Below are 24,123 nucleotides of genomic sequence, written 5' to 3'. Positions count from 1 at the left end.
CAGATGCCCTGCTCAGGTGAAACAAACAGAAAGCGGACCCTCAGCCCCGTCAGGAGATGGAGGCCATCAGCGCATTCACAGAGCTGCTCATGCTGTTCAGCTTTGACATCACGGAGTCCAGATTCTGGAACTGCACCCGGTAGCGGTTAACCTGCGAATCGATCAGCGCCTGTGTTTTAGTAATCTGCGTACCGATATTTTTCAGCTGGCTGTTCAGGTTATCGGTTGCCGTTTTGATCACGCCGTTGGTTTTAGATTCGGTATCGCCTACGTATTTCGTGATAACGGAGCCGAGCGCGGTCGCCAGCCCTTCTGTATTCCCGCTGCCTTTGAACATTTTGCCGATGGCATCCGCATCAGATGCGATGGCCTTATCCAGTTTCGATTCGTTCAGGGTCATCTGGCCGCTCTGGGCATCAATCGTAATGCCCAAATCCGCCAGCGCGCCAAAGGAAGCGTTATCGCTGTTGGCATCGCCGTACCAGCCATTCACTCTGGAACGGAGTTCACTCACCATACCGCGCAGCGTTGCATCGCCCATCAGGGCGCCGCTGGCGCTACTTTGCGTCGCCACCGTATTTTGTCCCTGACTGCTGGTGTCCGCCTTGACGTACTTACTGTCGGCGCTGGTTTGCGTCAGCAGCGCGTTGTACTGTTTGACAAAATCCTGCAGCGTTGTCTTGATGGCTGAGGTATCCACAGTCAGGGTTAACTGCTCTGGCTCTTTGTCTTTGGTCACGGATTTCAGGCTCAGGGTAACGCCATTAATGATGTCGCTGATGTTGTTACTTGAACGCGTATATTCTGTGCCGTCTACGGTCACCTTCGCGTCCTGCGCTGCCGTGACCTGGCTCATGGCATCCGTCTGGCTGTCAGCGTTATTCGCCGATTTGCCGCCGTGAGCGGTGTTCAGCACCGCAGCCAGATCGCTGTCGCCATCCACGCTCACGCTCATTTTGCCGCCGTTACCGGTTTTTTTTGAGCTCAGCATCAGCTGATATTCGCCATCGCCATTACGCTGTACAGAAGCCGATACGCTGCCAGACTGACTGTTGATCGCTTTAGCGATCTGATTCAGCGAGGTCTGGTCGTCTTTCAGGGTAATGGTCATTGATTTGCCATCCTCCTGCTGGATCGTGAGGGTACGCGTGGCCTCTTTGCTGGTCTGCGTCCCCAGCTGCGCATCGGCGCTTTTGAAGCCCTGCGTCCTCAGCTTGTGCGCCGTGGCGAGCTGCTCAACGGTCACAGAGTGCGCATCGGCACTGGCCTTGTCCGTCGCCGTGGCGGTAAAAGAGGTATTGGTGCTGACCGTCAGAGTATTGAACGCTTCGCCATTCAGCTTTTTCACTGATGTCTGGAGTTTGGTCATCAGACTGGAGATATTCCCCCAGGACGAGATTTTATTTTTGTAGCTGGATTGCAGCTGCTGATAGGGGGTCAGGCGCGTTTGCTCAGCGCTCTGTAACTGCGCCAGCATACTGGCTGTATCGATCCCGCCAGTACCCACACCGATGACTGAAAAAGAACTTGAAACTGCCGCCATTTTCCCTCCTCAGGGATGAAAGGAATGTTTATTTCTGTCTCTGTAAAATATCGGCCTGAAAAAGAAAAAATAAACACCCGACACGAAATATCGTTTTCCTCCACTGAGGCAGATAACAGAAAAATAAAAAAACTCACTGCAATGAAACATTAAAAGCCAACATTCATTACTCTTCTTCAGGTCATAATCACAAAAAAAAGATTAATTAACCTCATTCAAAAAAAATTAACGCTGAAAGAAATCCTGCTACAGCATTACGCTTTTCTTATTATCTTCCACGCACAGCGAACACTTTCCAGGCAAATAAAAATAAAAAGAAAAAAATAATTTCAGAATATTTTGCATGTCCCGATAGTTATGAATATGCGAGACAACGGCGCATGACATTTTCAAACCTTAATGATGAAAAGGAGAATTTAAGATGGCACAGGTCATTAATACCAACGCACTTAGCCTGATGGCTCAGAATAACCTGAACCGCTCTCAGTCTTCACTGGGCACCGCTATTCAGCGTCTCTCTTCAGGCCTGCGCATTAACGGCGCAAAAGATGACGCCGCGGGTCAGGCAATCAGTAACCGTTTTTCTGCCAGCATCAATGGCCTGACTCAGGCTTCTCGTAACGCCAACGACGGTATCTCTCTGGCGCAGACCACCGAAGGCGCGCTGAACGAAGTGAATGACAACCTGCAGAACATTCGCCGTCTGACCGTACAGGCTAAAAACGGTACCAACTCTGAAAGCGATAAAAAATCTATTCAGGACGAAATTAAGCAGCGCCTGTCTGAAATCAACCGCATCTCTGAACAGACCGAATTCAACGGCGTGAAAGTGCTGAGCACCGATCAGACCCTGAGCATTCAGGTGGGTGCAAACGACGGCCAGACCATCGACATCACCCTGAACCAGATGGACGCTGAAAAACTGGGTATGAAAGATTTCGATGTAACCACAGCGACCGACAGCGATAAACTGCTGGATACCGTTGATAAAGCGCTGGCACAGGTTGACTCACTGCGCTCTGGTCTGGGTGCGACCCAGAACCGCTTTGACTCCGTTATCAACAACCTGAACAGCACGGTTAATAACCTGTCTGAATCACGTTCACGTATTCAGGATTCAGACTTTGCCACCGAGGTCTCTAATATGAGCCGTGCAAACATCCTGCAGTCAGCCGGTATTTCTGTGCTGTCACAGGCTAACCAGGTTCCTCAGAACGTGCTGTCACTGCTGCGCTAATCGGTGACCGCCTGATACTGTGCCCGACGCTATGTCGGGCTTTTTTTTGCGCCCAATCTCTTCTCTTTTCTCCCGCCCGCTGTCACCCTCCTCCTGCTGCCTCAGTTCACAACCTCGCGGTGTACCGCCGCAATGATTCAGCCGCGATAACAACGCACAGAGAGATGAACGGCAGAGGAAGAGAAGAATTTGCGCCCAATCTCTTCTCTTTTCTCCCGCCCGCTGTCATCGTCCTCCTGCTGCCTTAGTTCACAACCTCGCGGCGTACCGCCGCAATGATTCAGCCGCGATAACAACGCACAGAGAGATGAACGGCAGAGGAAGAGAAGAAGAGAGAAAGCGAGGAAAAGAGAGGCAATGGCAGGAAAAAATCAGGCCCGCATGCCGCAAGCCTGAGCGGGACCACGTTATTAAGAGCCGTCGGCAAGTGACATGCTTTGTTCAACCAGCTCCATCTCTTCGCTGTTAAGCAGTTTTTCAATATCGACCAGAACGATCATTCTGTCGTCCACCGAGCCCAGCCCCTGCAAATATTCCGTTGAGAGCATCACCGAAAACTCTGGCGCCGGACGAATCTGGCGTTCGGCGAGCGTCATCACGTCGGAGACGCCATCAACAATAATACCAATAACGCGATAGCCAAAATTAAGCACAATCACCACGGCATTATCTTCAAACAATGCGCTGCGCAGAGAAAACTTAACGCGGAGATCGACAATCGGGACAATAACACCGCGCAAGTTTGTCACGCCGCTAATAAAATCGGGCGAATTGGCGATGCGGGTTACCCGCTCGCAGCTGCGTATCTCCTGTACCTTGAGAATATCAATGCCATACTCTTCTTCGCCCAGTCGGAATATGAGGTACTCATGCCCTGCCGTATCGCGCTCGTCGCCATATTGATTAGTTGAATCGGTTTGCTTCATCTTTTCACCTTAAAAAGCGTGCAGTTAATGCGTTTTTTGCAGCTGACGCTTATTTTTTGCCAGCGCCGCCACACCAGCGACATCAAGGATCAGCGCCACGCTGCCATCCCCCAGAATGGTCGCAGCGGAAATACCCGGGACCTTGCGATAGTTAAGCTCCAGATTCTTCACAACAACCTGATGCTGCCCGACAAGCTGATCCACCAGTAAGGCGTAACGGCATCCGGCGCTCTGGACAATCACGGCAATGCCTTCAGTCACGTCTTGTTCTTCCCCGGAGAGATCAAATACCTTGCGCAGCTCAACCAGCGGCAAATACTCTTTGCGCACCTGCAACATCATTTCGTTTCCTGCCATGCGATAGAGCGCTTTCTCGGAGGGGATCAGCGACTCCATCACGGTGCCCAGGGGAAGCACGTAGATCTCCTCGCCCACGCGAACCGACATGCCGTCGAGGATCGCCAGCGTTAACGGCAGAATAATGCGAATGGCCGAACCCTTATCCTGTTCAGAGCGAATCTCAACATAGCCGCCCATCTCATGAATGTTTCGCTTCACCACATCCATACCGACGCCGCGCCCGGAGACATCCGTCACTTTCTCTGCCGTAGAGAAGCCCGGCGCAAAAATAAGCATCCAGACCTCTTCATCGCTCATATTTTCGCTAACCGACAGGCCCTGCGATTTTGCCCTGGCCAGAATTTTTTCCCGGTTCAGCCCTGCGCCATCGTCAATCACTTCAATCACAATGTTGCCGCCGTGGTGTTCAGCGGAGAGGATAAGGTTCCCCTTCTCTGCTTTTCCCTTGGCGCGCCGCACCTCAATCGGCTCAATACCGTGGTCCAGACTGTTACGCACCAGGTGCGTCAGCGGATCGATAATTTTTTCAATCAGACTTTTATCCAGCTCTGCCGAGCCGCCAAGTAGCGTCAGCTCCACGTCTTTGTTCAGCTTTCCGGCCAAATCATGTACCAGCCGTGGAAAACGGCTAAAGACGTACTCCATCGGCATCATACGAATCGACATCACCGACTCTTGCAGATCGCGCGCATTACGCTCCAGCTGGATCACGCTGTTAATCAGTGCATCATGCTGTGCAGGGTCGAGCCTGGAAGTAAGCTGCGTCAGCATCGCCTGCGTAATAATCAGTTCACCGACCAGGTTAATGATCTGATCAACCTTATCGACCACAACGCGAATACTACCGCTTTCGCTGGCCGCCGCTTTAGCCGGCGCCGTTGCTCTGACTGTCGCCGGACAGGCGGTTTCAGAGACCGGTTTGGCTGGGTCTGCCGCGCGGTGGGGCGCGGTGATCGGCTCAGGCGTCGTCTGGCTATCCGCCTGCGGCACGGGGGTCACGACAATTTGCTCCGGCTCGAGTACAAAGCACATCACCGCCACAATATCCTCTTCGCTGGCCGTGGTTCTGAGCGTAATGTTCAGCTGGTCAGCCAGATGCTGTTCGTTGAGGATAGTGCCTAAATTTGCCAGCTCCTCGGTCAGAGGCGCTTTGTCCTGCTCTTTAATTGCCAGAAGCGAAACCAGCAGATCCTTGCCTCTGGCTAAAGTGGTCTCATCGGGCAGCGTTTCCGGCACGGTCTGATCGGCTTGAGGTGACGTCGCCTGTAGGGGAGCGGGCTCCGCGGTCTCACCCTCACGGCTCTCGAGGGCTATCTGGCGCAGCGCCTCACAAATCGCATCAAAACGCTTACTATCTGGTTCCTGCGAAGATTTATAGGCGTGCAGTTGTTCCTGCATAATATCTTTGCTCTCAAGAAACAAATTAATAATGTCAGCAGTGAGCATTAATTTCCCACAGCGAGCGGCATCCAGTAAGTTTTCAAGAATATGCGTGGTTTCCTGAAGAATATGAAAACCAAAGGTTCCGGCACCGCCTTTTATTGAGTGAGCGGCGCGAAATATTGCATTTAACAGATCCTTATCGGGAGAAAGCGGGTCAAGATCCAGCAGATATTTTTCCATATCTGCCAGCAACTCATCGGCCTCGTCGAAAAAGGTTTGATAAAAATCAGTTATGTCCATCTTTCCGCGTTTGCTCCTGGTGTTTTTCTGGCGTGTCAGCAGCCCTACCGGTGCGATTTGCATCAACAGGTTGAATAGTTAACTGCGATTTCAGTTGGGCGCTGTCCGGCGTCGACGTGAGTTGGTTCAGTAACGCATCTTCATTCAGGATTTCGCTCTCTTTCTTTTTGCTGTGCACCAGAATGGTTATGCGGCGATTAAGCGGATTACTGTGGTCAACACTGTAAACACTGACGCTGTCGGCCATGCCGACAATACGCAAAAACTTCCCGGCCGAGAGGCCGCCCTGAATCAGCGCGCGTCGTGAAGCGTTAGCGCGATCGGCCGACAACTCCCAGTTGCTGTAGGCCGCATCGCCGTTGGCATACGGCAGAGAGTCAGTGTGACCAGAAATAGTAATACGATTAGGTAATTCATTCAGGGCTGGCGCAAGCGCCGCTAAAATAGCCCGCATATAAGGCTCCGGCTCGCGGCTGCCTATTTTAAACATGGGGCGATCCTGGCTATCGGTAATCTGAACCAGCAAGCCATTGTCCGTTAAGGAGAGGCGCAGATTGGACTGAAAATTACTGAGACGCGGGTCTTGCTTGATCAGGCTTTGCAGTTTTTGCATCAGGCTGGACAGGTTTTCATCATTGCGCTTTTTTTGATCCAGCTTATCCAGCGTTTTTCTTAGCTCCTCGCCCTCCTGTTTCACCACATCATCACCGCCGCCGGGAATAATGCTGCTGCTCATGCTCGACTTATTGCCGTGCGCCAGCGCCATGCTCAGCGGCATTTTAAAATATTCCGCAATCTGCTCGCGTTCTTCTGCCGAGGAAGTAGAGAGAAGCCACATGACCAGAAAAAAGGCCATCATCGCCGTCATAAAATCGGCATAGGCGATTTTCCACGAGCCACCATGGTGACCGCCATGTTTGTTTCCCTTTTTTTTGCGAACCACAATGGCGGCGTGGTTTTTCTTATTCATTCACTTGCTTCCGTGCTTTGTGCAGAGGTTTTCACCTGTCGAACATGCTCTTCCAGTTCATAAAACGTGGGTCTGACGCTTGAACAAAGCGTTTTCCTGCCAAATTCAATGGCGATCTGCGGTGCAGAACCGTTAACCGTTGCCATCAGCACCGCTTTAATACAGGTCAACACTTTGCTCTGTTCAGCACTTTTCTGCCGCAGAACGGTAGCCAGTGGAGAAACAAACCCGTACGCCAGCAAAATACCCAGGAAGGTTCCCACCATGGCATGGGCAATCAGTTCACCTAATTCCGCCGCAGGTCGATCGGCCGATGCCAGCGCATTAACCACGCCCATCACGGCGGCGACAATACCAAAGGCGGGTAAGCCGTCACCCATTGCGCCCAGGCTCTCGGCAGGCATTTCAGCCTCATGCTCTGCCGTGTCGATTTCTTCATCCATCAGCGCTTCAATTTCAAAGGGATTGGTGCTGCCACTGATCATCAGGCGCAGATAGTCCACAATAAAAAGCATAATGACGGGATCGGCTAATAACCGTGGATAGCGGGTGAATATTTCGCTGCTTTGCGGATCCTCTATTTCCGCCTCAAGCGACATCATGCCGTTCTGACGCCCTTTGGTCAGCAGCAGATAAAGCAACGCCAGCATATCCATATAGGATGCTTTACTGTAGCGCGAACCTTTAAATAACAGCGGGAGCGCTTTTAGCGTTGCCTTGATCGCCTTAAAATTATTGCCCACAATAAAAGCGCCAACGCCTGCCCCACCAATAATAAGTAGTTCGGTTGGCTGATAGAGTGCGCCCAACTCACCACCGGCTAACGAAAAACCGCCCAGAACGGCAACACAAACAACGATATAGCCCAAAACGACAAGCACAATGACCCCTTTACTCTTAACAGGCGTTTAATTTTGCTTAAGCGCGAAGTGTGAGGATATAAAAGTAATATGATGCACTCCCGCGCCTGAGATGACCTGCACGCGTTCAGTTCATAAGAAGCGCAGCGCTGGTATTACGCGTTTAGTTTTGCTTTGCACTACCGCAAAAATAGCCAGGCGTGCTGGCTGCCAGTATTGCACTCTCTTTTTTTTCAACTGAACTGAGCAATCGGGTCGATAAAATAATGCCGGTATGCATGCCCTGTAGCGCCTCAAGTCGTGAGCTTTTCGTCACGGAATTAAGCACAGCCTCATCATCAATACGAAGCTGACAGATAAGCCGATCAATTGAGGCCAGCCGAATAAGCTGGGGCAGTGGTAAATCCTGAATAATATCGATAAGCTCGTCACTCATACCCAGTGAAAAGCTGGCGGCATAGCGATCCTGATGGATCAGTCGCTGAGCAAGTAATAAATATGAGAGATTCAATACATAAATACTTTGCAGTCGATCCTCATAGCTTATTATCCCCGCCTGAATCCTGTTCATACTGGTTTTCAACTCCTGCGTTATGCGTAAACATATCAGCGCAAGCGACCCTAATTGTGTAAATCCAGGCGGGCGCGGATACGTTTAATGGTCTGACTATGCAGCTGGCTAACCCGCGTTTCGGTGACGCCCAGAATATAGCTGACCTCTTTCATATTGAGCTCTTGCTGATAATAGAGATTAAGCAGCAACTGCTCCCGTTCAGGCAGATGTTTAATCTCCTGACTGATTTGCGAAGCCAGTCGTGTAAAAAGCGTGTCGTTCAGTGGATTTAACGCCTCATGCGCGCTGCCTGGCTGTTCGAAACTGTCGCCATACGTTTCCTGAAGCTCATCCAGCGAATAGATCTGGCTGTTGTTGCTCTCTGCCAGCATCGACTGATATTCCGCCAGCGACACCCCCATCGCTTTCGCGACCTCCGCTTCTGATGCTGCTGTGCCTGTTTCCTGCTCGATTCGCTGAATAGCAGCGGAAAGCTGGCGGGAATTACTGCGAACGCGCCTGGGTACCCAGTCACGTTCGCGCAGCTCATCAATCATCGCCCAGCGAATACGCTGGCCAAGATAAGTGCTAAGCGCAATACCTTTTTTGGCATCATATTTATCGATGGCACTGAGTAACCCCAGCACGCCCGCCTGAATAAGATCGTCAAGCTCTACACAGGCAGGTAGCCTGGCCTGCAAATTTAACGCTTCCCTGCGCACCCAGTAACGATATTTTAACCACAAGGCATTTTTATCGATAATACCTTCCGCGGTATAGATTTCGTCCAAAATAATTCATTCCAGCACAGTAAGACAGAATTTTATTATTATCGATTGCGCTTCAATCAAATAGTGTAATAAGCGAAAACAAATTCGCTCAATTCTATTGAGAGCCGGTTACGCTATGTAGAACACAAATAATGCTCACCGCACGTTATTTGAAATATGTTTTACCTTCGTTAAAAACTGACCCACTCATCTTCAGCTTCACGGCGTTTTTTGGCTCCCACGGGCTGGCTTTGCGCAGGCTTTTTTTTGCCTGACCCCGCTACAGAGAGTGATTTCTCACCACGCTCAGCCAGCAATTGACTCTTTGGCAGCGTAAATTGTGATACGGCATGTTCAAGGTTCTGCGCATGTTGTTCCATTCTGCGCGCCACGCTGGCCGCCTGCTCAACCATGCTGGCATTTTGCTGCGTCACGAGATCCATTTCGTTGACCGCCTGGGCGATTTGGTTAATGCCGGTGCTCTGTTCGTCTGAAGCGCAGGTAATTTCAGACATAATATCCGTGACCTGGGTGACCGACTTCACCACGTCATGCATGGCGACGCCGGCCATTTCCACTTCCTGAGAGCCTGTGTTCATGTTGTTCACACACACGTTGATCAGCTGGCGGATCTCTTTGGCGGCATCGGCACTCCGCTTGGCCAGATTGCGAACCTCGCCCGCCACCACGGCGAAGCCACGTCCCTGTTCACCTGCGCGTGCGGCTTCCACCGCGGCATTGAGCGCCAGAATATTGGTCTGATTCGCAATGCTGTCGATAACACCGTTGATGTCGGCAATCTGGCGCGAGTTCTCCGTAATCTCACGCATAATGTTGTCGAGGTTAACCATCACCTCACCGCCTTTACGCGCGCTGAGGCTGGCCCCCTCAACCAGTTGCTTAGCACTGTGTGCATTATCCGCATTCTGGCGAACGGTGATCTTCAGTTCCTCCATGCTGGCCGCCGTCTCCTGAAGCGCGATAGCCTGCTGCTCGGTACGAGAGGAGAGATCGTTATTACTGGTGGCAATCTCCTGGGCGCTGCCATAAATATGCGAGGCGTCATTGCGAATATCGGCGACGGTATGGGTCAGAGATAAACGCATCTTTTCCAGCTCAGTCAGCATCTCGCCAATTTCATTATTTACGCCCGTATCAATCGGCCTGCTCAAATCACCCGCGGCCAGTACGCCTAAGGCTTCACGAGTCTGTTTCAGACGCTCAAACACCGCTTTTTTCATCCACAGACGGGTAACCATAATAATCAGGAAAGAGCAAATCAGAATGCCAGCGGCATAACTCAGCATTAGTCGGTTCTGTTTTTCCGCCTTCACTTTTTCCGATCGCAGGATTTTATCCAGCGCTTCACCATAATTATCCAGCTGATGGTTAGCGGCTTCACGCAGCTTGATCTGATCGAGCGCCCTTTGCGCCAGTTCAGGTTCGGATAAACCAGTATGTGTTAAATCATTGCGTAAACGAACGGCAAAGCTGATGAGCTGCTCAAAATTCTCGTTGAGCTTGCGGGCCTGTTCATCTTCTTCTGGTGTGATCGCCGACTTGTGCTGGAAATCATGGAAGTTGGAATTGGCTTTTTGCATTAACAAATTAACTTTCGCCAGCGTCATGCTGTCGAGCGTCTGCTGTGTGGAATTAACGGCGTGATAATTTTGCATTACCGCAATCTGAAGGCCCAGTGCATCTACCACATTGGTGATCGCGCTGCGAATACTTTTATCTGCGTCAGCCGCCCCCGTCGCGGCGTTAAGAAAAGAATCAAAACGATTTGCGCTGCTGAAATTGAAAAAAGAGTTAATGGACAAAAACAGTATAAAAACAACCATCTTGATATTCAGTCCGGTTGAAACTTTTAAATGTTTTAACATATCTTTCCCAGAATATTAATGGTGATGGACGATAAAAATATCGCTTTCCCAGCGCATATTTATGATGGAATGATGAACAAGGCCACTTCAGGCGTTAACGAATAAAATTAAATACCGACATTTTCTGCATCGTCTGAAATACCGTCATTGACGAACTCAATGCAAACTCAGCCATTTTTGACTGTGAAATCAGGCTGATTTGTGTATTGGGATCGGAGCCAACGGTTTCCTGCAAGCGGGACTGTATTGTGATTTTTTGTGTATCCGAGCTAAAGCCGAGCGATTCAAGCTGTTGCAGGTTGGTGCCCACCTCAGCCTGAATTTTTCCCAGATTATCAATATTGTGCTTAACGCTTTTATTGACGCTATCCAGCGTCTCTTTTAGTGCCTGACGATCGCTATCGTTAGCAACAGGCTTATTCAGGGCCGCGATCGCTTTGTCGACCGATGCCAGTAAATCGTCATCGGTGCCGCTCATAAACAGCCTTGCGCCGGTATGCCCCACCTGCATCTCCACGCTGTCGCTCACTTTTTGCGTCATCGCGGTATCACCGCCCTGATAGCGTCCATCCTGACTGAACGGTTCAGTACCGGTTTTATAACCCGAAAAGAGATAGCGACCGTTGCTGTTACGCGCATTACCCAGATCGCGCAAATTGTCGCGAATGCTACTGAGTTCCGTCGCTAACGCCTGGCGATCCTGATCGGAATAGGCACCGTTGCCGCCCGCGACAATCTTTTGTGAAAGCCTGCCGGTCAGGATGTTACTGATACTGCTGAGGGTATTATCTTCCTGACCCAGCGCATCCTGCGCATAGGTGCGGGCCGTGTCGTACTGACTCATATTTGCCAGCGCCGTTTGCCAGGTCACGGCCTGCGAGGCACCCGCAGGATCGTCAGAGGGTTTCAACAGCGTCTGGCCTGACGCCAGCTGGGTGTAAATCGTATTGCCGCTGACCATCGCTTTTGAAATGCTGTCGATATTACGCTGATACATATAATAAGTGCTCAGACGCATCGCTATATCCTTTTTAAATAAAGAACCAAAACACCCGCTATTTAATGCTGAGCAGGGTATCGAACAGGGTGGTGGCCGTTTGTAATACCTGAGAATTAGCCTGGTAATACTGCGTATACATCTGCAGATTGATATATTCTTCGTTGATATCAACGCCAGAAACGGCCTGCTGTTGTTCCCCCCACTGTGAGGCAACGCTGGCTGCGGTAGTGCGGGCAGCATTAAGCGACGTCATTGAGGAGCCCACCGAACTGACCAGGCTGGCATAGGCTTCACTTAAGGTGGCTTTCCCGACGATTGGCTGATTTTTTATATCAATCATCTTTTTAATATTTTCGTTATTGCTGACGTCGCTGGCATCTGCCGAGCTGGACGCCGCAATCTGATTACCGTCGGTGATGGCGACGCTAATCGAGTCCGCGACGCCCGTCAGCGGATTAAACGCAAAGCTGTCGTTTGCCTGGGGGGTGCCCTGCGGTTTGACCGTGATGCCCTCAAAACTTAGCGATCCGTCATCCCCTGTTGTCGGCGTAATGGTTCGCCCGTCGCGGGTGGTCACGCTCCAGTCACGCGCTGAAGGGCCAGTGAAGGTCATGACGTACTCTTCGGCGTGCAGGGCTGAAATATCACTGCGTGAAATATCCAGCGTCGCGTTTCCCTTGTTCGCGCTGTTCGCCATCGCCTTCGGCTCGGTGAACGAAAAGATCGCCTTGCCTTTATTGCCGTTCAGGTCATAGCCGTCCTGATTAATCTGGTCAAATTTGCTGGCCATTTTCAGGGCGAGCTGATTGAGCTGGTTACGCGCGTCGGTGAGATCCTCATTGCGGAAATGGAACAGACCGCCCAGCTTTCCGCCGCTCATTTTCTCTTCATCCAGCAGCATGTCATTGCCGGACGCATCAATGTATGAGACGACGGTTTTGTTGGGATCCTCTGCTGCTGAGTGCGCTTTTAATTCACAGACGCTGTCACCGTCTACCAGGGATAAACCGTTTGCCAGTGAGACATCCACACGGCCTGTGATGCTGTTTTCATTCACCCGAATACCCGTCAGATTGCTGAGCTGTCCCAAAATCTGATCGCGCTGATCGAGTAAATCTGCCGGCAAATTACCGCTTCCTGACTGCACCTTAGCGATTTCGCTGTTTAGCGAAGCAAGCTGTCTGGCACAGGCGTTAATATCCTCAACCGCCTGGCTAATTTTGGTATTGGTGCTTTTTTCCAGTCCGTTCAGGGTACTGCTGCTGCTGCGGTACTGGTTAGCGATCGCTTTAAACTGCGACAGCACTTCCTGACGTGCGGCCGCGCTGACCGGATCGCTGCTCATCTTCTCCATTGCGCCAAACATATTTCCCATGGTCACGGAGAGGTTATGGGTATTGTCGCCGAGCATGTCGTTGATCTGGCTCAGCTGCTGATAACGTCCATCCAGCGCCTGGAACTGCGCGGTGGCCCCGCGTACCTGATTATTGAGAAAGCCGTCATAGCTGCGCTTAACGTTATTTGTCTGCACGCCATAGCCAAAAAAGCCGTAGCGCGTCGTTCGACCACCCGCTTCACCCAAAACAATGTCCTGACGGCTGTAACCGGTCGTCATCGCATTACTCAGGTTATTACCTACCACGTTTAGCGCCGACTGAGCGGCGCTTAAGCCACCCTGGGCGATATTAAAGAGATTCATTCTTCAACTGACCTTATAAATATGCACCAGGACGCAGACTGGCGTAAAAATTTTATGTCATTCTCATATATCGTGAGTTGGATAAAAAACTAAAATGCCGATCGTTAAAATAGCGAATCCAGCGCCGCTTTATATTTTCCTGCGCCTTTTGCAATATTATTTTCAACATGCTTCACAATGTTTTTTAACTTATTTGCATAATCAGGATCGGTAGCATAACCACTCGCCTGAAGTGCATGCGCCGCTTTTTCTACAGAGTCGCTGTGAATGACCTGCTGATAGCGCGGATTACGACGTATAAAATTCGCATAGTCGGTTAACGCCTCTGCATAATTTTTATAGACCCTGAAAGCGGCTTTCACTTTTGTCGCCACGCCGTTGATATATTCCGTGGTCAGCACAGAGGTGGTTTCGCCCTTCCAGTCCGGTGTCGCTTTAATGCCGAACAGGTTGTGGCTCGGCTTGCCCTGCTGGGTCAGAATCTCACGGTTGCCCCAGCCTGACTCCAGCGCCGCCTGAGCAATAATAAGCTGATGCGGAATACCGCTCTGCCGCGCGGCTTCTTTGGCGGGAAAAAGCAGCCGCGAAATAAAGGCCTGGCTGTCTGGCTGTCTTGCCTCGCGGGTTGTGACCTGCCCGGTCTGGACGTCGCGCTGATTGCGCTGCATCGCCGCTCGCGGCAGCATGCCGTTTGCAATCTCCATGGCGATGGGTAGCGCCGACGGCGGTTGAAGGTCCGAAGGCGTAGTGGCCCCCTGCGCCTGACGCATAATCAGGTCAGCAAAGCCGAGCCTGCCCTGAGCAGCCATCTCCTGGGAGATTTGCTGATCGTAGAGGGAGGTAAACATCTGCGACTGTTGACTATCCAGCAGGCCACCCTGACATGAGGCGTCGCGCATACTCTTCAGCATCATCTGGACAAACACCCCTTCCATCTGCTGCGCTGCTGCTTTCAGCCCCTGCTGCGGCGAGCGCCTGACCGCCAGCCTGAGGCTGTCGATGCTGTGCAGATCGAAGGCTGCTCCCTGCGTGTTAACCGGCGCAGCCATCAGTTTGTCTCCAGACGTGCATGCAGACACCCTGCGCTTTTCATCGACTCCAGGATCGACATCAAATCGTTGGGTGTTGCGCCCAGACGATTCAGCGCGCGCACCACACTGTTAAGATCGGCGCTGGTGTTAATGCGCTGTAATGCCCCTCCTGCTGCGCGCACCGACACCTGAGTATTCGGCGTGACCACCGTCTCTCCCCCCGCCAGCGGCGTGGTGGGCTGGCTGACCTGATGAGTGCGCGATACTTCCACCGTTAAATCGCCCTGGGCCACGGCACAGGCGTCCAGCATGACGTGGCGGTTCATGACCACAGAGCCGGTGCGTGAGTTAATAATGACTCTGGCATCACCCGCCCCCGCGTTGACCTGAAGATTTTGCACCGTCGCCAGAAAGCGTACGCGCGCGGCGCTCTCCTGAGGGGCATTGAGCCGGATCACACGGGCATCTTCTGCGACGGCAGTGGCCGGCCCAAAGCGGCGGTTAATCTCATCGCTAATCTGCTGCGCGACCGTGAAATCCTCGTTATTTAGCTGTAGCCTGAGAAGAGGCTCACCAGCAAAGTTCGTCATCACCTCACGCTCCACCGTTGCCCCCCCACTGATGCGTGCACCATTTAGCTGGTTGACCTGCACACGACTGCCCCCGCCTTGCGCACCCGCGCCGGTAACCAGCAGGTTGCCCTGTGCCAGCGCGTAAATCTGGTTATCGACCCCCTTCAGCGGCGTCATCAGCAGCGTGCCACCGCGCAGGCTTTTGGCATTGCCCATTGAGGAGACCACCACGTCAATCTTGTCGCCCACGCGAGAAAAGGGTGGCAAATCGGCAGTGACCATCACCGCCGCGACATTTTTTAGCTGCATATTGGTGCCGCTCGGCACCGTGATGCCAAGCTGTGAGAGCATGTTGCTGAGGCTTTGTGTGGTAAAAGGCGTCTGCATGGTTTGATCGCCGGTTCCGTCCAGACCAACCACCAGCCCGTAACCAATCAGGGCGTTGCTGCGCACGCCCTGCACCGAGGTTAAGTCTCGAATGCGCTCGGCGTGTGACGTCGAGGAAATCAGCAGTGCCAGGCTCAGGCAAAGCAGACGCAATAAAGCTAATAAGGATACGGTTTTCATGATCGCTGCACTAAAAGGGAGAAAGATTAAGAAACAGGCGTTGCAGCCAGCCCATCTGCTGCGCCTCGTTGATGTAACCGTTGCCCACATATTCAATGCGCGCATCCGCTACCTGCGTTGACGCCACGGTATTACTGCCGCTGATGGTGCGCGGGTTGACCACGCCGGAGAAACGGATAAATTCGGTTCCCTGATTGATTTCAATCTGCTTCTCCCCCACCACCAGCAGGTTGCCGTTCACCAGCACCTTTTTCACCGTGACCGTCAGGGTGCCGCTAAAGGTATTTTTAGCGGCCGCGCCACCTTTGCCGGAAAAGTCATTTTTTCCGGAAATCGCCGTTTTCGCGCGACTGCCACCAAAGAGCCCGGCGAGAAAGTCTGGTGTACTGTCAAAAGCGAGCGAGCCAGAACTGCCGCGTGTGGCATTGGCCGTGGCGCTTTTGCTCGCGCTGACGTTCTCCTGCAAGACGATGGTCAGAATGTCGCCGACGTTGCGCGGACGGCGATCCTCAAACATAGGCTGATAGCCGTAATTCATTGCCTGACCCGCCTGGAATATCGAGCCGTTAATCTCCGGCGTGATTGCGGCGGTCGGTTCTGCCGTCGTTGCACCGCTGATAAGCGGCTGGTGAGGAATACAGGCGCAGCCGCCCAGCATAAGCGTCAGCGTGACCGTGCGCAGTGAGCGCAGAATATGAACAGGCGCGAATGCAGGCCTCGCGCGAACGGGCTTGTTGATCATGTGATAACCGATGTGGGGAAAGCCGCGGCCGGTTTCAGGACGGCCGCAGTAAGACTCAAAGATTCGCTAAGCGCTGTAACATCTGATCGGACGTTGTGACGGCCTTGCTGTTGATCTCATAGGCACGCTGCGTCTGAATCATGCTGACCAGCTCTTCCGCCACGTTAACGTTAGAGGTTTCGACGTAGCCTTGCTTCAGTGTGCCGCCGCCGTTCAGGCCTGGCGTGGTCTCATTCGGTGCGCCAGAAGACTGGGTTTCGCGATAGAGATTCTCGCCAATGCTCTCCAGCCCTGACTCGTTAATAAAGGTGCTGAGCGTGAGCTGGCCTACCTGCTGCGGTGCCGTCTGCCCGGGCAGCGTGACGCTCACAATGCCGTCGTTACCAATCGTCAGGGACTGCGCATCCTGCGGAATGGTAATGGCAGGCTGGACCGGATAACCGCTGGAGGTCACCAGCTGGCCGTTCTGATCAAACTGAAAAGAGCCATCGCGGGTATAGCCCGTGGTGCCATCCGGCAGCTGGATTTGAAAAAAACCACCGCCCTGAATGGCGACATCTTTACTGTTACTGGTCTGGGTCAGGCTGCCCTGACTGAAAATACGCTCAGTCGCAACCGGACGTACGCCGGTCCCCATCTGCAAACCAGAGGGAATCGTGGTCTGCTCAGAGGATTGCGCGCCAGGCTGGCGCAGCGTCTGATAAAGAAGATCTTCAAACACTGCGCGCTGACGCTTGAAGCCATTGGTACTGACGTTTGCCAGGTTGTTGGATATCACATCCATGTTGGTCTGCTGTGCTTCCAGACCGGTTTTTGCAATCCATAAAGAGCGGATCATAGTTAATTCTCCTGCCGTGCCTTAGCTCAGCGTTAGCAGCTGATTAGCGCTTTTCTCGTTGTCATCAACCGAGCTGATGATCTTCATGTGCATCTCGAAACTGCGGGCCGTTGCGATCATCTCAACCATGGTTTTAACCGGACTGACGTTGCTGCTCTCCAGCATACCCGGCATCAGCCGCAGATCGGGATCGAGCGGCAGCGGTGCGCGGCTGCCTGCCTGCCCCTTGTCGCTGACATGAAACAGGCCGTCATCGCCCCTCTGCAGCATCTCTGCCGACGCCTTGACCATTTTTATCCGGCCCACCTGCGCCAGCGCGCTGGGTTCGTCACCTGCGCCCAGCGCGGTCAGAGTGCCATCCGCACCCACCGTTATTTTTGACTGCGTCGGAACGGTCAGCGGACCGCCATCGCCCAGCAGCGGCAGGCCGCGCACGCGCAGCATCCCTTCGCTGTCAACGTCAATGCTGCCATCCCGGGTATAGCCTTCGCTGCCATCAGGTAGCTGAACGGCCAGCCAGCCGTTTTGGGGCAGCGCGACATCAAGATCGCGGTCGGTCTGGTGGACGACACCCGGCGTCGAATCGTTCCAGGGCGTGGACTCTGTGACCAGCGTGCGGGTGGCCACCGATGGGCCGTTAACCGGCACGGCGCGATAGGCCGTTAGCTGCGCCCGAAAGCCTGTCGTGGAGGCGTTAGCCAGATTATTCGCCGTTATCGCCTGGCGGTTGAGCGCCGCATTTGCCGCGCCCAGGGCGGTATAAATTGCGCGATCCATGATGAGCCGCCGTTATCCCAGGTTAACCAGTGTCTGCAACAGCTCAGACTGGATTTTGATCGTTTGCGAATTCGACTGGTAGTTACGCTGGTAAACGATCATGTTGACCATCTCTTTGCTGAGATCGACGTTAGAAGCTTCCAGCTTATTGCCGTAGAGCGTGCCCAAATTGCCTGAACCCGAGGTGCCGATGACCGGCTGGCCGGACTCCGGCGTCTCTGCCCAGCAGTTGTTGCCCTGCGAAGCGAGTCCGCCAGGGTTGGTAAAGTTACTCAGAACGACCTGTCCCAGAATCTGCTTCTGCCCGTTGCTGTAAGAGGCGATAACCTGACCGTTATCACCCACGGTATAACCATTCATCAGCCCTGGTGCGTAACCGGTGGTGGTTGGGCTGTTCATGGCGGTATCGGAAGCCTGCTGCGTCATGCCGGTCAGATCGAAGTCGAAATTCAGCGCTTCGGCTCCGTTATAGGCCGCGCTCTGCACGTTGAGCTTCGCCGGAAGGGTGGTCAAATGACCGGCAGTATCAAATTGCAGTGTCGTCTGCTGATAACCGGTGCCGGGAGCCGTGGCGTCACGGGAGTAAGCCGTCCACTGGTTATCTGCGGTTTTTGCAAAGTAGATATTGATAGTGTGTTTGTTGCCGAGGCTATCGTAGGCATCCGCCTGCGTTACCGAGCTGTAACTGGTGTTGTTTTTGGGGTCGAACGGGGTTGTGGTGACAACGGGTGTGCCGGAGTTCAGGTTGCCGTACAGCGTACCGCTGTCTGACGCACGTGCCGCCATCTGTCCGGTCGGGATCTTAATCGGTCCAACCGCTGCACCGGGCTGAATCGCCGGAGGAGTGCCGGTGGCCTGATAGCCGGTCAGAAACATGCCCTGGTTATTAACGATGTAGCCGTTCGCGTCGCTTTTAAACTGGCCATTACGGCTGTAAAAGACGCGCCCGGCTTCGTTGACCAGGCGGAAAAAACCGTTGCCCTGAATACCCATGTCCAGGCTACCGGTGCCCGCGCCCAGCACGCCATCGGTAAAGCTCTGATTGACGCCGGAGACCTGCACGCCCATACCAATCTGCGATCCGGCAAAGACATCGGCAAACGCGACAGAGCCTGATTTGAAACCTACGGTTTGCGAGTTAGCGATGTTGTTACCGACAACATCCAGCGCCTGAGAGGCTGCATTCAGGCCGCTGAGGCCTTGTGAAAAACTCATTGCTGTTGTTCCTGAAAGCTAAAATTATTCGATTTCGTAAACCTGGCCGAGGGTGGCCGTGCCATCGAGCCCAAGCTGTAGCACCGACCCCGACGGCGAGAAGGAGACGCTGTCAACCTTCGCCCGCTTTAACGCCACGATATTGGGCGCATCGCCGCTGGCGTTTACCGCAGAGAAAGAGACGGTGAAGTTGGTGTCGGCTGGCGGCGGAGTCGGCTGAAAGTTACCGATCTCATTCAGGTTGTAGTGATGAATACCGGCCTTAACATTGTCCAGTTCCGCACGATAAGCGTTGCCCTCTTTATCCGTCAGCGTGACCTGCACCTTGTCTGCGCCCTTATCCAGCGAGAAGGCAAATGCATTATTAGCGCCCTCCGCATCGCGGCTACTGACCACGGGATTGCCGGCAATCATTACGCTACGTCCGATCCAGCTGCTGGCATTCATTTGCTGCATACTGGAGACCAGCGTTCCGACGTTGTTGAGCGTGCTGTTGAGCTGCTCAACGCCCGATGCGGTATTGAACTGCGCCAGCTGCGAGGTCATCTGGTTGTTATCCATCGGGTTAGTCGGATCCTGGTTTTTCATTTGCGCCACCAGCAGGGTCATAAAGTTATTCATCAGCTCGGCCGCGCTGGTGCCGGTTTCTGCCTTGAGGGTGGCACCGCTTTGCGCACTGCCCATTACTGGCGTGACTGCCATGGTGTCGTTCCTTTATTGACCAAGCGTAAGGGTTTTCAGCATCAGGTTTTTCGCGGTGTTCATCACATCCACGTTGGCCTGATAGCTGCGCGATGCTGAGATGGTGTTAACCATTTCGCCAGCGACGTCGACATTCGGCATATGCAGATACCCTTTGCTGTCGGCCAGGGGATTGCCGGGTGAATAAACCAGACGATCCGGGGCGTGGCTCTCTACCACTTCGCTCACGCGAACGCCGCCAGTGGCCTGATCCGGCGAACCATCAACCTGAAAGATCACCTCTTTGGCGCGGTAAGGTTTGCCGTCTGGACCGGCAATGCTGTCGGCATTTGCCATATTACTGGCGCTGACGTTAAGCCTTTTAGACTGCGCTGCCATCGCCGAGCCGGAAATATTAAAAACAGAGAAGAGTGACATGGTGATTATTAGCCCTGATTAATTACGCTCATCATGTTTTTTATTTGCGTGCCAAGAATGGTGATACCTGACTGATAACGCACGCTGTTATCTGCAAAATTGACACGCTCCCGGTCCATATCAACCGTGTTACCATCTGCGGCAGGCTGGTCAGGAATACGATATAACAGCGCAGCGTCATCCAGCGGTGAAGCACTTGCCGCAATATGTCGCCCGGATGTTAGCGTTAACGCCAGTGGACCATTATTATTGCCGCGCTCAACCGCTGATTTAAGCTGCGCAGAAAAATCGATATCTCTGGCGAGATAGCCTGGTGTATCAGCATTCGCAACGTTAGATGCGAGGATATTCTGTCTTTTATTAAGGAGAGTCAGCGCCTCCTGCTGAAAGCGTAGCTCTCTGTCGAGCTTATCGAGCATAGATTAAAGCACTCTCGTCTGTCAGGAAGTGGATTGGCCTGCATATTAGAGGAGGGGAAATAAATTCTATAATCTAAAAAGTAGACAAAAGCTGCTCTACTTGGCTCTTTTACTTTATATCAACAAAAACTCAATAAATAACCCGATTAAAAGCGCGCATTCATCGGCTTATTTCACCTTCTTTAAAAAAAGAAAAATCACGTACTATAAATGGCTATCCGACGAAAAACAGAGAATGCATCCTGTGGGTATTTCCTCCTTATATCCTTTTCACACCTTGCATCCATGCAGATTAAAAACCTGGCTTGTCACACTGTGCATGCTTTTTATGGGGGGTACGCTCTTTTTGCCCGCACACGCCGAGGAGCGCACGCTCCAGACGCGCATCGCGGCGCTCTTTAACCAGAATGAACTGCTGCCGCCAGAGGCCCATCCTGACGTTTCGCTCAGGCTGCTGACCCCTCCGGCACAGCTGGCAACGCTGTGCGCAACGCCTTCACTCTCGCTGAGCGGCCGCCTGAATCGCCTGTCAGGTATGCACAGCGTCATCGCGCAGTGCGGCACACGACGCCACTTTATTCAGGTCAGTCTGGATATCACCGCCACCTGGTGGCAGGCCACGCGGGCCATTCCCCCGGGCCAGAGCGTAACGCGTGAAGATATTCGCCCGCAGCGTGGTTCGCTGGCTCATGCGCCAAACGGCCTGATTTTTGAGCCGGCGCGCATTGTCGGTCGTATCGCCCAGCGCACGGTGAATCCGGGTGAGCCACTGGTAGAGCGTCAGCTGCGCCCGCAGTGGATGATTAAAGCCGGACAAAAAGTCGATATGACCTATATCGGTAACGGCTTTCGCATCAGCGCCACCGGTAAAGCGCTGGATAACGCCGCCCTGAATGCCTCTTTTCGCATCCAGTCAGCTTCCGGACAGATCGTGACCGCTACCGCCATCGCACCGGGAAAAGCGAGCATTGCCGCGGATCAGGAGCGGTAGAGAGAGATAATTTTGCTTCTGACTTTAGTAATAGCCGCACTAACCGATAGTTTTAGTAAAGGGAGAGGATGATGATGAATACCATTGACGAGGATCATGATGAGCATAGACCGCACGCAGAAAATTTCACCTGCCTCACTGCCAGAAGTTCATCGGGAAAGGGGCAGCCGTGAGAACAGGCGCGCCTCACTTACCAGCACGGCCTGCACGGGGACCCGGGTCAGCCTGAACAATCAGGTACGTCAGCTACAGACAGACGATACGCACGATCTTAACTATGCGCGTCTGGACCGTATTAAATCAGCGCTGGCGACGGGAGAACTTCCTGTTGATGCCGATAAAATTTCTCAATCCCTGGTGCGGGATATGTTTGATCTTTTTTAAATAACATCTGACCAGCCAATGAATAACTTACGTAATACGCTTAATAACATGCAGCAGCTGCTTCAGGAGCTGGAAATCGTACTGGCAGAAGAGTTAAATCAGCTCAACCGGGCCCAGGTGAATCCGGTGGCCCTGCAAATGCTGTCAGACAGCAAAAGCCGTTTGCTCTCGGCGATCAACTTTTATGATGAGCAGCGTAAAGCCGAAGAGCGCCAGGCAGGTATCGCTGCGCCCTATGGGCAACATCCTGGCTTAAAACGTTTGTGGGATAACATTATTGCCACGGTACGCGTCACAAAAGAGATGAATAATAACGCCTGCCCCTTAATTGAGTTACAGATGAAAAAGGCCGCCATGCTAAAAAACATGGTCAGTAAAGCCAGTGCGGCTACAGCGATCTACAGCGCAGAGGGGCGAACCCAGGAAACCCCAAAAGGAAAAGCTTACAGCATCAATATTTAATAAATAAAAAAGGGCGCACTGAACACCCGCTGCTTTAATAAAAGTGTTAATGAAGCGATTATAAATTGTTGCGTCGTCAGGAAATGATTTTCTTTTCTCTCTCTGCCAGAGATCGTTATCTGACAAAACCAGGAAAGCAGCAATATACCGGCAATGATTGCCGCTTATTGCCTGAATCATTCTGACTCCTGCCGATGAAAAGTCATTTAAAATAGCCACTCTTTTTTATAACGGAACAGACTACGTGGCTAAACCTCTCCTGCGCAGCGGCAGAACAGATGAATTTTGCGCGCTGGGTGAAAACGGTCAACGCATCATTGAATTAGCGCAGCAAATTCGTGAAACCTTACGTCTGCGTAAACAGCATGAGCTATTCCACTCTCTGGCTGTTCCTCAGATCAATGAGACGAACCAGCGCATTCACTGGTACGCCCCTCACCAGGGTGAGGTTGTGCCATGGGCGGCGGCCAGCCCTGACCAGCAGCGCGCGGCGCTGGCCTGTCTGGAAAGATGCGCGACCGCCCTTACCACGCTGGCGCAGCAGTTTCGCCAGTCACAGGATAGCGTTGCCCAGCTGTTAGCGGCCCTGCTGCCAAATATTCTGCACTTTCCCGGCAGCCAGTTCGTTTATCTGGTCGAGGGCGTGCCGGTCATTACGTTCTGGGGATCGCTGCCTTTTGACCGCTCGCCCGAAGAGGAGCCTCTGGCTCCGCTGCGTGCCGCATTAAAAACCGAGCCCGCGCCGGTTATCACCGGATGTGAGCCTCTGCTGCCTCACCGGGAAGAGAGTGAGCAGGAGGCTGTTGTGGTCGCTTTAGCCCATCACCCTGCTGACGAAAAATTAACACCGCCGGAGAGCCCCGCCGCAGGCCGTGCACGTCTCCCGCTTGTTCGCCGGATCTTAACCGGCTCGTTACTGGTTGCCTGTGGCGCGCTCGTTTTCTGGCCTCGACTCACTGCCCGGCTCCCGACGGCCCTGACGCGTCCCGCGATCGTCGTGCCCTCGCCAGAACCTGCCAGCACCGCGTCAGTGCAGATACTCTCTCAGCTTAACAAGGTGCAGCTGCCGCTGGCAGATGCCGGGCTCGCGCAGCCTGATCGCGCCCCTGCACCTCATACTGAGGAGAGAGAGCCCACGGACGCGCTGGCGCTTCCCGTTCAGGATCTTCGCACCGGCTCGACGCGTTTTTTTAACGGTAGATGGCAGCTGACGCCGCGTCAGCGCGGGACCGATTTTCACACGATCTCGACTTTCTATATAACCATTACGCCCGCCAGTAGCCTGGCGCAGCTCACGACCATTTCTCAGGTTTCCTGCCAGTCTGGCATCCGGTTCGGTCTGATGCAGTCTGGCAACCTTATTGTAAAAAGTCACGGCAAGGCCAAATGCACAGACGGTTCGCGGCTAACCGTTCCGGATGTGATCTGTAACCGCAATGCAGATGGCATCACGCTCTGCAATGCCGATTTTGGCGATGGCCTGCCGGTAGCCATCACCGTGCGCAAGGTAAAGAAATAA

At 53.0% G+C, this 24,123-nt stretch carries 24 protein-coding genes; 5 read left to right on the top strand and 19 right to left on the bottom strand.

The window, feature by feature from the left end; all coding sequences use genetic code 11:
* Positions 1-49 precede the first annotated feature (49 nt).
* Positions 50-1,543, bottom strand: coding sequence for a flagellar filament capping protein FliD (gene fliD, locus HP564_RS11170; protein ID WP_371242985.1), 1,494 nt, complete (start codon positions 1,541-1,543; stop codon positions 50-52).
* A gap of 421 nt (positions 1,544-1,964) precedes the next feature.
* Here fliD and HP564_RS11165 point away from each other — a divergent pair, with 421 nt between their 5' ends.
* Entirely contained in the window at positions 1,965-2,780 is an 816-nt protein-coding gene (locus HP564_RS11165) for a flagellin (RefSeq protein WP_371242982.1), read from the top strand.
* 410 nt (positions 2,781-3,190) lie between these two features.
* On the opposite strand, the gene HP564_RS11160 is transcribed toward HP564_RS11165, so the two are convergent.
* The 18 genes from HP564_RS11160 to flgB all read right to left on the bottom strand — a co-directional run bounded on the left by HP564_RS11160 (position 3,191) and on the right by flgB (position 20,767).
* Positions 3,191-3,706, bottom strand: a complete 516-nt coding sequence (locus HP564_RS11160; protein WP_371242980.1) for a chemotaxis protein CheW — start codon at positions 3,704-3,706, stop codon at positions 3,191-3,193.
* 24 nt (positions 3,707-3,730) lie between these two features.
* On the bottom strand, positions 3,731-5,749 hold the full coding sequence (cheA, locus tag HP564_RS11155) for a chemotaxis protein CheA (protein WP_371242978.1): 2,019 nt from the start codon (positions 5,747-5,749) through the stop codon (positions 3,731-3,733).
* Positions 5,736-6,719, bottom strand: a complete 984-nt coding sequence (gene motB / locus HP564_RS11150; RefSeq protein ID WP_371242976.1) for a flagellar motor protein MotB — start codon at positions 6,717-6,719, stop codon at positions 5,736-5,738. The genes cheA and motB overlap by 14 nt, the downstream gene beginning before the upstream one ends.
* Positions 6,716-7,600 carry a flagellar motor stator protein MotA gene (motA, locus tag HP564_RS11145; protein ID WP_371242974.1) on the bottom strand — a complete coding sequence of 295 codons (885 nt, stop codon included), beginning with the start codon at positions 7,598-7,600 and terminating at the stop codon, positions 6,716-6,718. The genes motB and motA overlap by 4 nt, the downstream gene beginning before the upstream one ends.
* A 142-nt stretch (positions 7,601-7,742) precedes the next feature.
* Complete coding sequence (gene flhD, locus HP564_RS11140; protein ID WP_371242972.1) at positions 7,743-8,162, bottom strand: flagellar transcriptional regulator FlhD; 420 nt, start codon at positions 8,160-8,162, stop codon at positions 7,743-7,745.
* Positions 8,163-8,200: 38 nt separating this feature from the next.
* Complete coding sequence (locus HP564_RS11135; protein WP_371242970.1) at positions 8,201-8,923, bottom strand: RNA polymerase sigma factor FliA; 723 nt, start codon at positions 8,921-8,923, stop codon at positions 8,201-8,203.
* 170 nt (positions 8,924-9,093) lie between these two features.
* Positions 9,094-10,788, bottom strand: coding sequence for a methyl-accepting chemotaxis protein (locus tag HP564_RS11130; RefSeq protein WP_371242968.1), 1,695 nt, complete (start codon positions 10,786-10,788; stop codon positions 9,094-9,096).
* A 94-nt stretch (positions 10,789-10,882) separates the two neighbouring features.
* Complete coding sequence (gene flgL / locus HP564_RS11125) at positions 10,883-11,806, bottom strand: flagellar hook-associated protein FlgL (protein ID WP_371242966.1); 924 nt, start codon at positions 11,804-11,806, stop codon at positions 10,883-10,885.
* A 37-nt stretch (positions 11,807-11,843) separates the two neighbouring features.
* Positions 11,844-13,487, bottom strand: a complete 1,644-nt coding sequence (gene flgK, locus HP564_RS11120) for a flagellar hook-associated protein FlgK (protein ID WP_371242963.1) — start codon at positions 13,485-13,487, stop codon at positions 11,844-11,846.
* 104 nt (positions 13,488-13,591) lie between these two features.
* Positions 13,592-14,536, bottom strand: coding sequence for a flagellar assembly peptidoglycan hydrolase FlgJ (flgJ, locus tag HP564_RS11115; RefSeq protein ID WP_371242961.1), 945 nt, complete (start codon positions 14,534-14,536; stop codon positions 13,592-13,594).
* Positions 14,536-15,657, bottom strand: a complete 1,122-nt coding sequence (locus tag HP564_RS11110; protein ID WP_371242960.1) for a flagellar basal body P-ring protein FlgI — start codon at positions 15,655-15,657, stop codon at positions 14,536-14,538. Before HP564_RS11110 ends, flgJ begins: the two co-directional genes overlap by 1 nt.
* A 10-nt stretch (positions 15,658-15,667) precedes the next feature.
* Positions 15,668-16,399, bottom strand: a complete 732-nt coding sequence (locus tag HP564_RS11105) for a flagellar basal body L-ring protein FlgH (RefSeq protein WP_371242958.1) — start codon at positions 16,397-16,399, stop codon at positions 15,668-15,670.
* A 55-nt stretch (positions 16,400-16,454) separates the two neighbouring features.
* The gene (flgG, locus tag HP564_RS11100) at positions 16,455-17,237 is read right to left on the bottom strand and encodes a flagellar basal-body rod protein FlgG (RefSeq protein WP_371242956.1); all 783 of its coding nucleotides are present in this window, start codon (positions 17,235-17,237) and stop codon (positions 16,455-16,457) included.
* A gap of 21 nt (positions 17,238-17,258) precedes the next feature.
* A complete protein-coding gene (locus tag HP564_RS11095) occupies positions 17,259-18,014 on the bottom strand; it encodes a flagellar basal body rod protein FlgF (RefSeq protein ID WP_371242954.1) in 756 nt (251 codons plus the stop codon).
* A 12-nt stretch (positions 18,015-18,026) separates the two neighbouring features.
* Positions 18,027-19,229, bottom strand: a complete 1,203-nt coding sequence (gene flgE / locus HP564_RS11090; protein ID WP_371242952.1) for a flagellar hook protein FlgE — start codon at positions 19,227-19,229, stop codon at positions 18,027-18,029.
* A gap of 24 nt (positions 19,230-19,253) precedes the next feature.
* Positions 19,254-19,931, bottom strand: coding sequence for a flagellar hook assembly protein FlgD (locus tag HP564_RS11085; RefSeq protein WP_371242949.1), 678 nt, complete (start codon positions 19,929-19,931; stop codon positions 19,254-19,256).
* Positions 19,932-19,943: 12 nt separating this feature from the next.
* Complete coding sequence (flgC, locus tag HP564_RS11080) at positions 19,944-20,348, bottom strand: flagellar basal body rod protein FlgC (protein WP_371242947.1); 405 nt, start codon at positions 20,346-20,348, stop codon at positions 19,944-19,946.
* 8 nt (positions 20,349-20,356) lie between these two features.
* Positions 20,357-20,767 carry a flagellar basal body rod protein FlgB gene (flgB, locus tag HP564_RS11075; protein WP_371242945.1) on the bottom strand — a complete coding sequence of 137 codons (411 nt, stop codon included), beginning with the start codon at positions 20,765-20,767 and terminating at the stop codon, positions 20,357-20,359.
* A gap of 346 nt (positions 20,768-21,113) precedes the next feature.
* On the opposite strand from flgB, the gene flgA reads away from it, so the two are divergent.
* From flgA to HP564_RS11055, 4 genes are all read left to right on the top strand, one after another.
* Positions 21,114-21,758 (top strand): flagellar basal body P-ring formation chaperone FlgA, encoded by a 645-nt coding sequence (gene flgA / locus HP564_RS11070; RefSeq protein WP_371242943.1) that lies wholly within the window; start codon positions 21,114-21,116, stop codon positions 21,756-21,758.
* 96 nt (positions 21,759-21,854) lie between these two features.
* Entirely contained in the window at positions 21,855-22,142 is a 288-nt protein-coding gene (flgM, locus tag HP564_RS11065; RefSeq protein WP_371242942.1) for a flagellar biosynthesis anti-sigma factor FlgM, read from the top strand.
* Between the two features lie 18 nt (positions 22,143-22,160).
* On the top strand, positions 22,161-22,604 hold the full coding sequence (locus HP564_RS11060) for a flagella synthesis protein FlgN (protein ID WP_371242940.1): 444 nt from the start codon (positions 22,161-22,163) through the stop codon (positions 22,602-22,604).
* A gap of 244 nt (positions 22,605-22,848) precedes the next feature.
* On the top strand, positions 22,849-24,123 hold the full coding sequence (locus HP564_RS11055; protein WP_371242938.1) for an SrfA family protein: 1,275 nt from the start codon (positions 22,849-22,851) through the stop codon (positions 24,121-24,123).

Origin of the sequence: Pantoea sp. KPR_PJ (assembly GCF_041386365.1) — a bacterium.
In the GTDB taxonomy this organism is placed as follows: Bacteria; Pseudomonadota; Gammaproteobacteria; order Enterobacterales; family Enterobacteriaceae; genus Pantoea.
The sequence above is the reverse complement of the archived record's forward strand: the minus strand, read 5'-3'. Positions and strand labels throughout refer to the sequence as shown.

Bases quoted from the DNA above. Each gene is read 5' to 3' on its own strand.
- flgM (WP_371242942.1), top strand. From the start codon at position 21,855: ATGATGAGCATAGACCGCACGCAGAAAATTTCACCTGCCTCACTGCCA.
- flgC (WP_371242947.1), bottom strand. From the start codon at position 20,348: ATGTCACTCTTCTCTGTTTTTAATATTTCCGGCTCGGCGATGGCAGCG.
- flgK (WP_371242963.1), bottom strand. From the start codon at position 13,487: ATGAATCTCTTTAATATCGCCCAGGGTGGCTTAAGCGCCGCTCAGTCG.
- flgG (WP_371242956.1), bottom strand. From the start codon at position 17,237: ATGATCCGCTCTTTATGGATTGCAAAAACCGGTCTGGAAGCACAGCAG.
- flgJ (WP_371242961.1), bottom strand. From the start codon at position 14,536: ATGGCTGCGCCGGTTAACACGCAGGGAGCAGCCTTCGATCTGCACAGC.
- HP564_RS11105 (WP_371242958.1), bottom strand. From the start codon at position 16,399: ATGATCAACAAGCCCGTTCGCGCGAGGCCTGCATTCGCGCCTGTTCAT.
- HP564_RS11060 (WP_371242940.1), top strand. From the start codon at position 22,161: ATGAATAACTTACGTAATACGCTTAATAACATGCAGCAGCTGCTTCAG.
- flgB (WP_371242945.1), bottom strand. From the start codon at position 20,767: ATGCTCGATAAGCTCGACAGAGAGCTACGCTTTCAGCAGGAGGCGCTG.
- HP564_RS11085 (WP_371242949.1), bottom strand. From the start codon at position 19,931: ATGGCAGTCACGCCAGTAATGGGCAGTGCGCAAAGCGGTGCCACCCTC.
- cheA (WP_371242978.1), bottom strand. From the start codon at position 5,749: ATGGACATAACTGATTTTTATCAAACCTTTTTCGACGAGGCCGATGAG.
- flgE (WP_371242952.1), bottom strand. From the start codon at position 19,229: ATGAGTTTTTCACAAGGCCTCAGCGGCCTGAATGCAGCCTCTCAGGCG.
- HP564_RS11110 (WP_371242960.1), bottom strand. From the start codon at position 15,657: ATGAAAACCGTATCCTTATTAGCTTTATTGCGTCTGCTTTGCCTGAGC.
- flgL (WP_371242966.1), bottom strand. From the start codon at position 11,806: ATGCGTCTGAGCACTTATTATATGTATCAGCGTAATATCGACAGCATT.
- HP564_RS11095 (WP_371242954.1), bottom strand. From the start codon at position 18,014: ATGGATCGCGCAATTTATACCGCCCTGGGCGCGGCAAATGCGGCGCTC.
- fliD (WP_371242985.1), bottom strand. From the start codon at position 1,543: ATGGCGGCAGTTTCAAGTTCTTTTTCAGTCATCGGTGTGGGTACTGGC.
- HP564_RS11130 (WP_371242968.1), bottom strand. From the start codon at position 10,788: ATGTTAAAACATTTAAAAGTTTCAACCGGACTGAATATCAAGATGGTT.
- motB (WP_371242976.1), bottom strand. From the start codon at position 6,719: ATGAATAAGAAAAACCACGCCGCCATTGTGGTTCGCAAAAAAAAGGGA.
- HP564_RS11165 (WP_371242982.1), top strand. From the start codon at position 1,965: ATGGCACAGGTCATTAATACCAACGCACTTAGCCTGATGGCTCAGAAT.
- HP564_RS11160 (WP_371242980.1), bottom strand. From the start codon at position 3,706: ATGAAGCAAACCGATTCAACTAATCAATATGGCGACGAGCGCGATACG.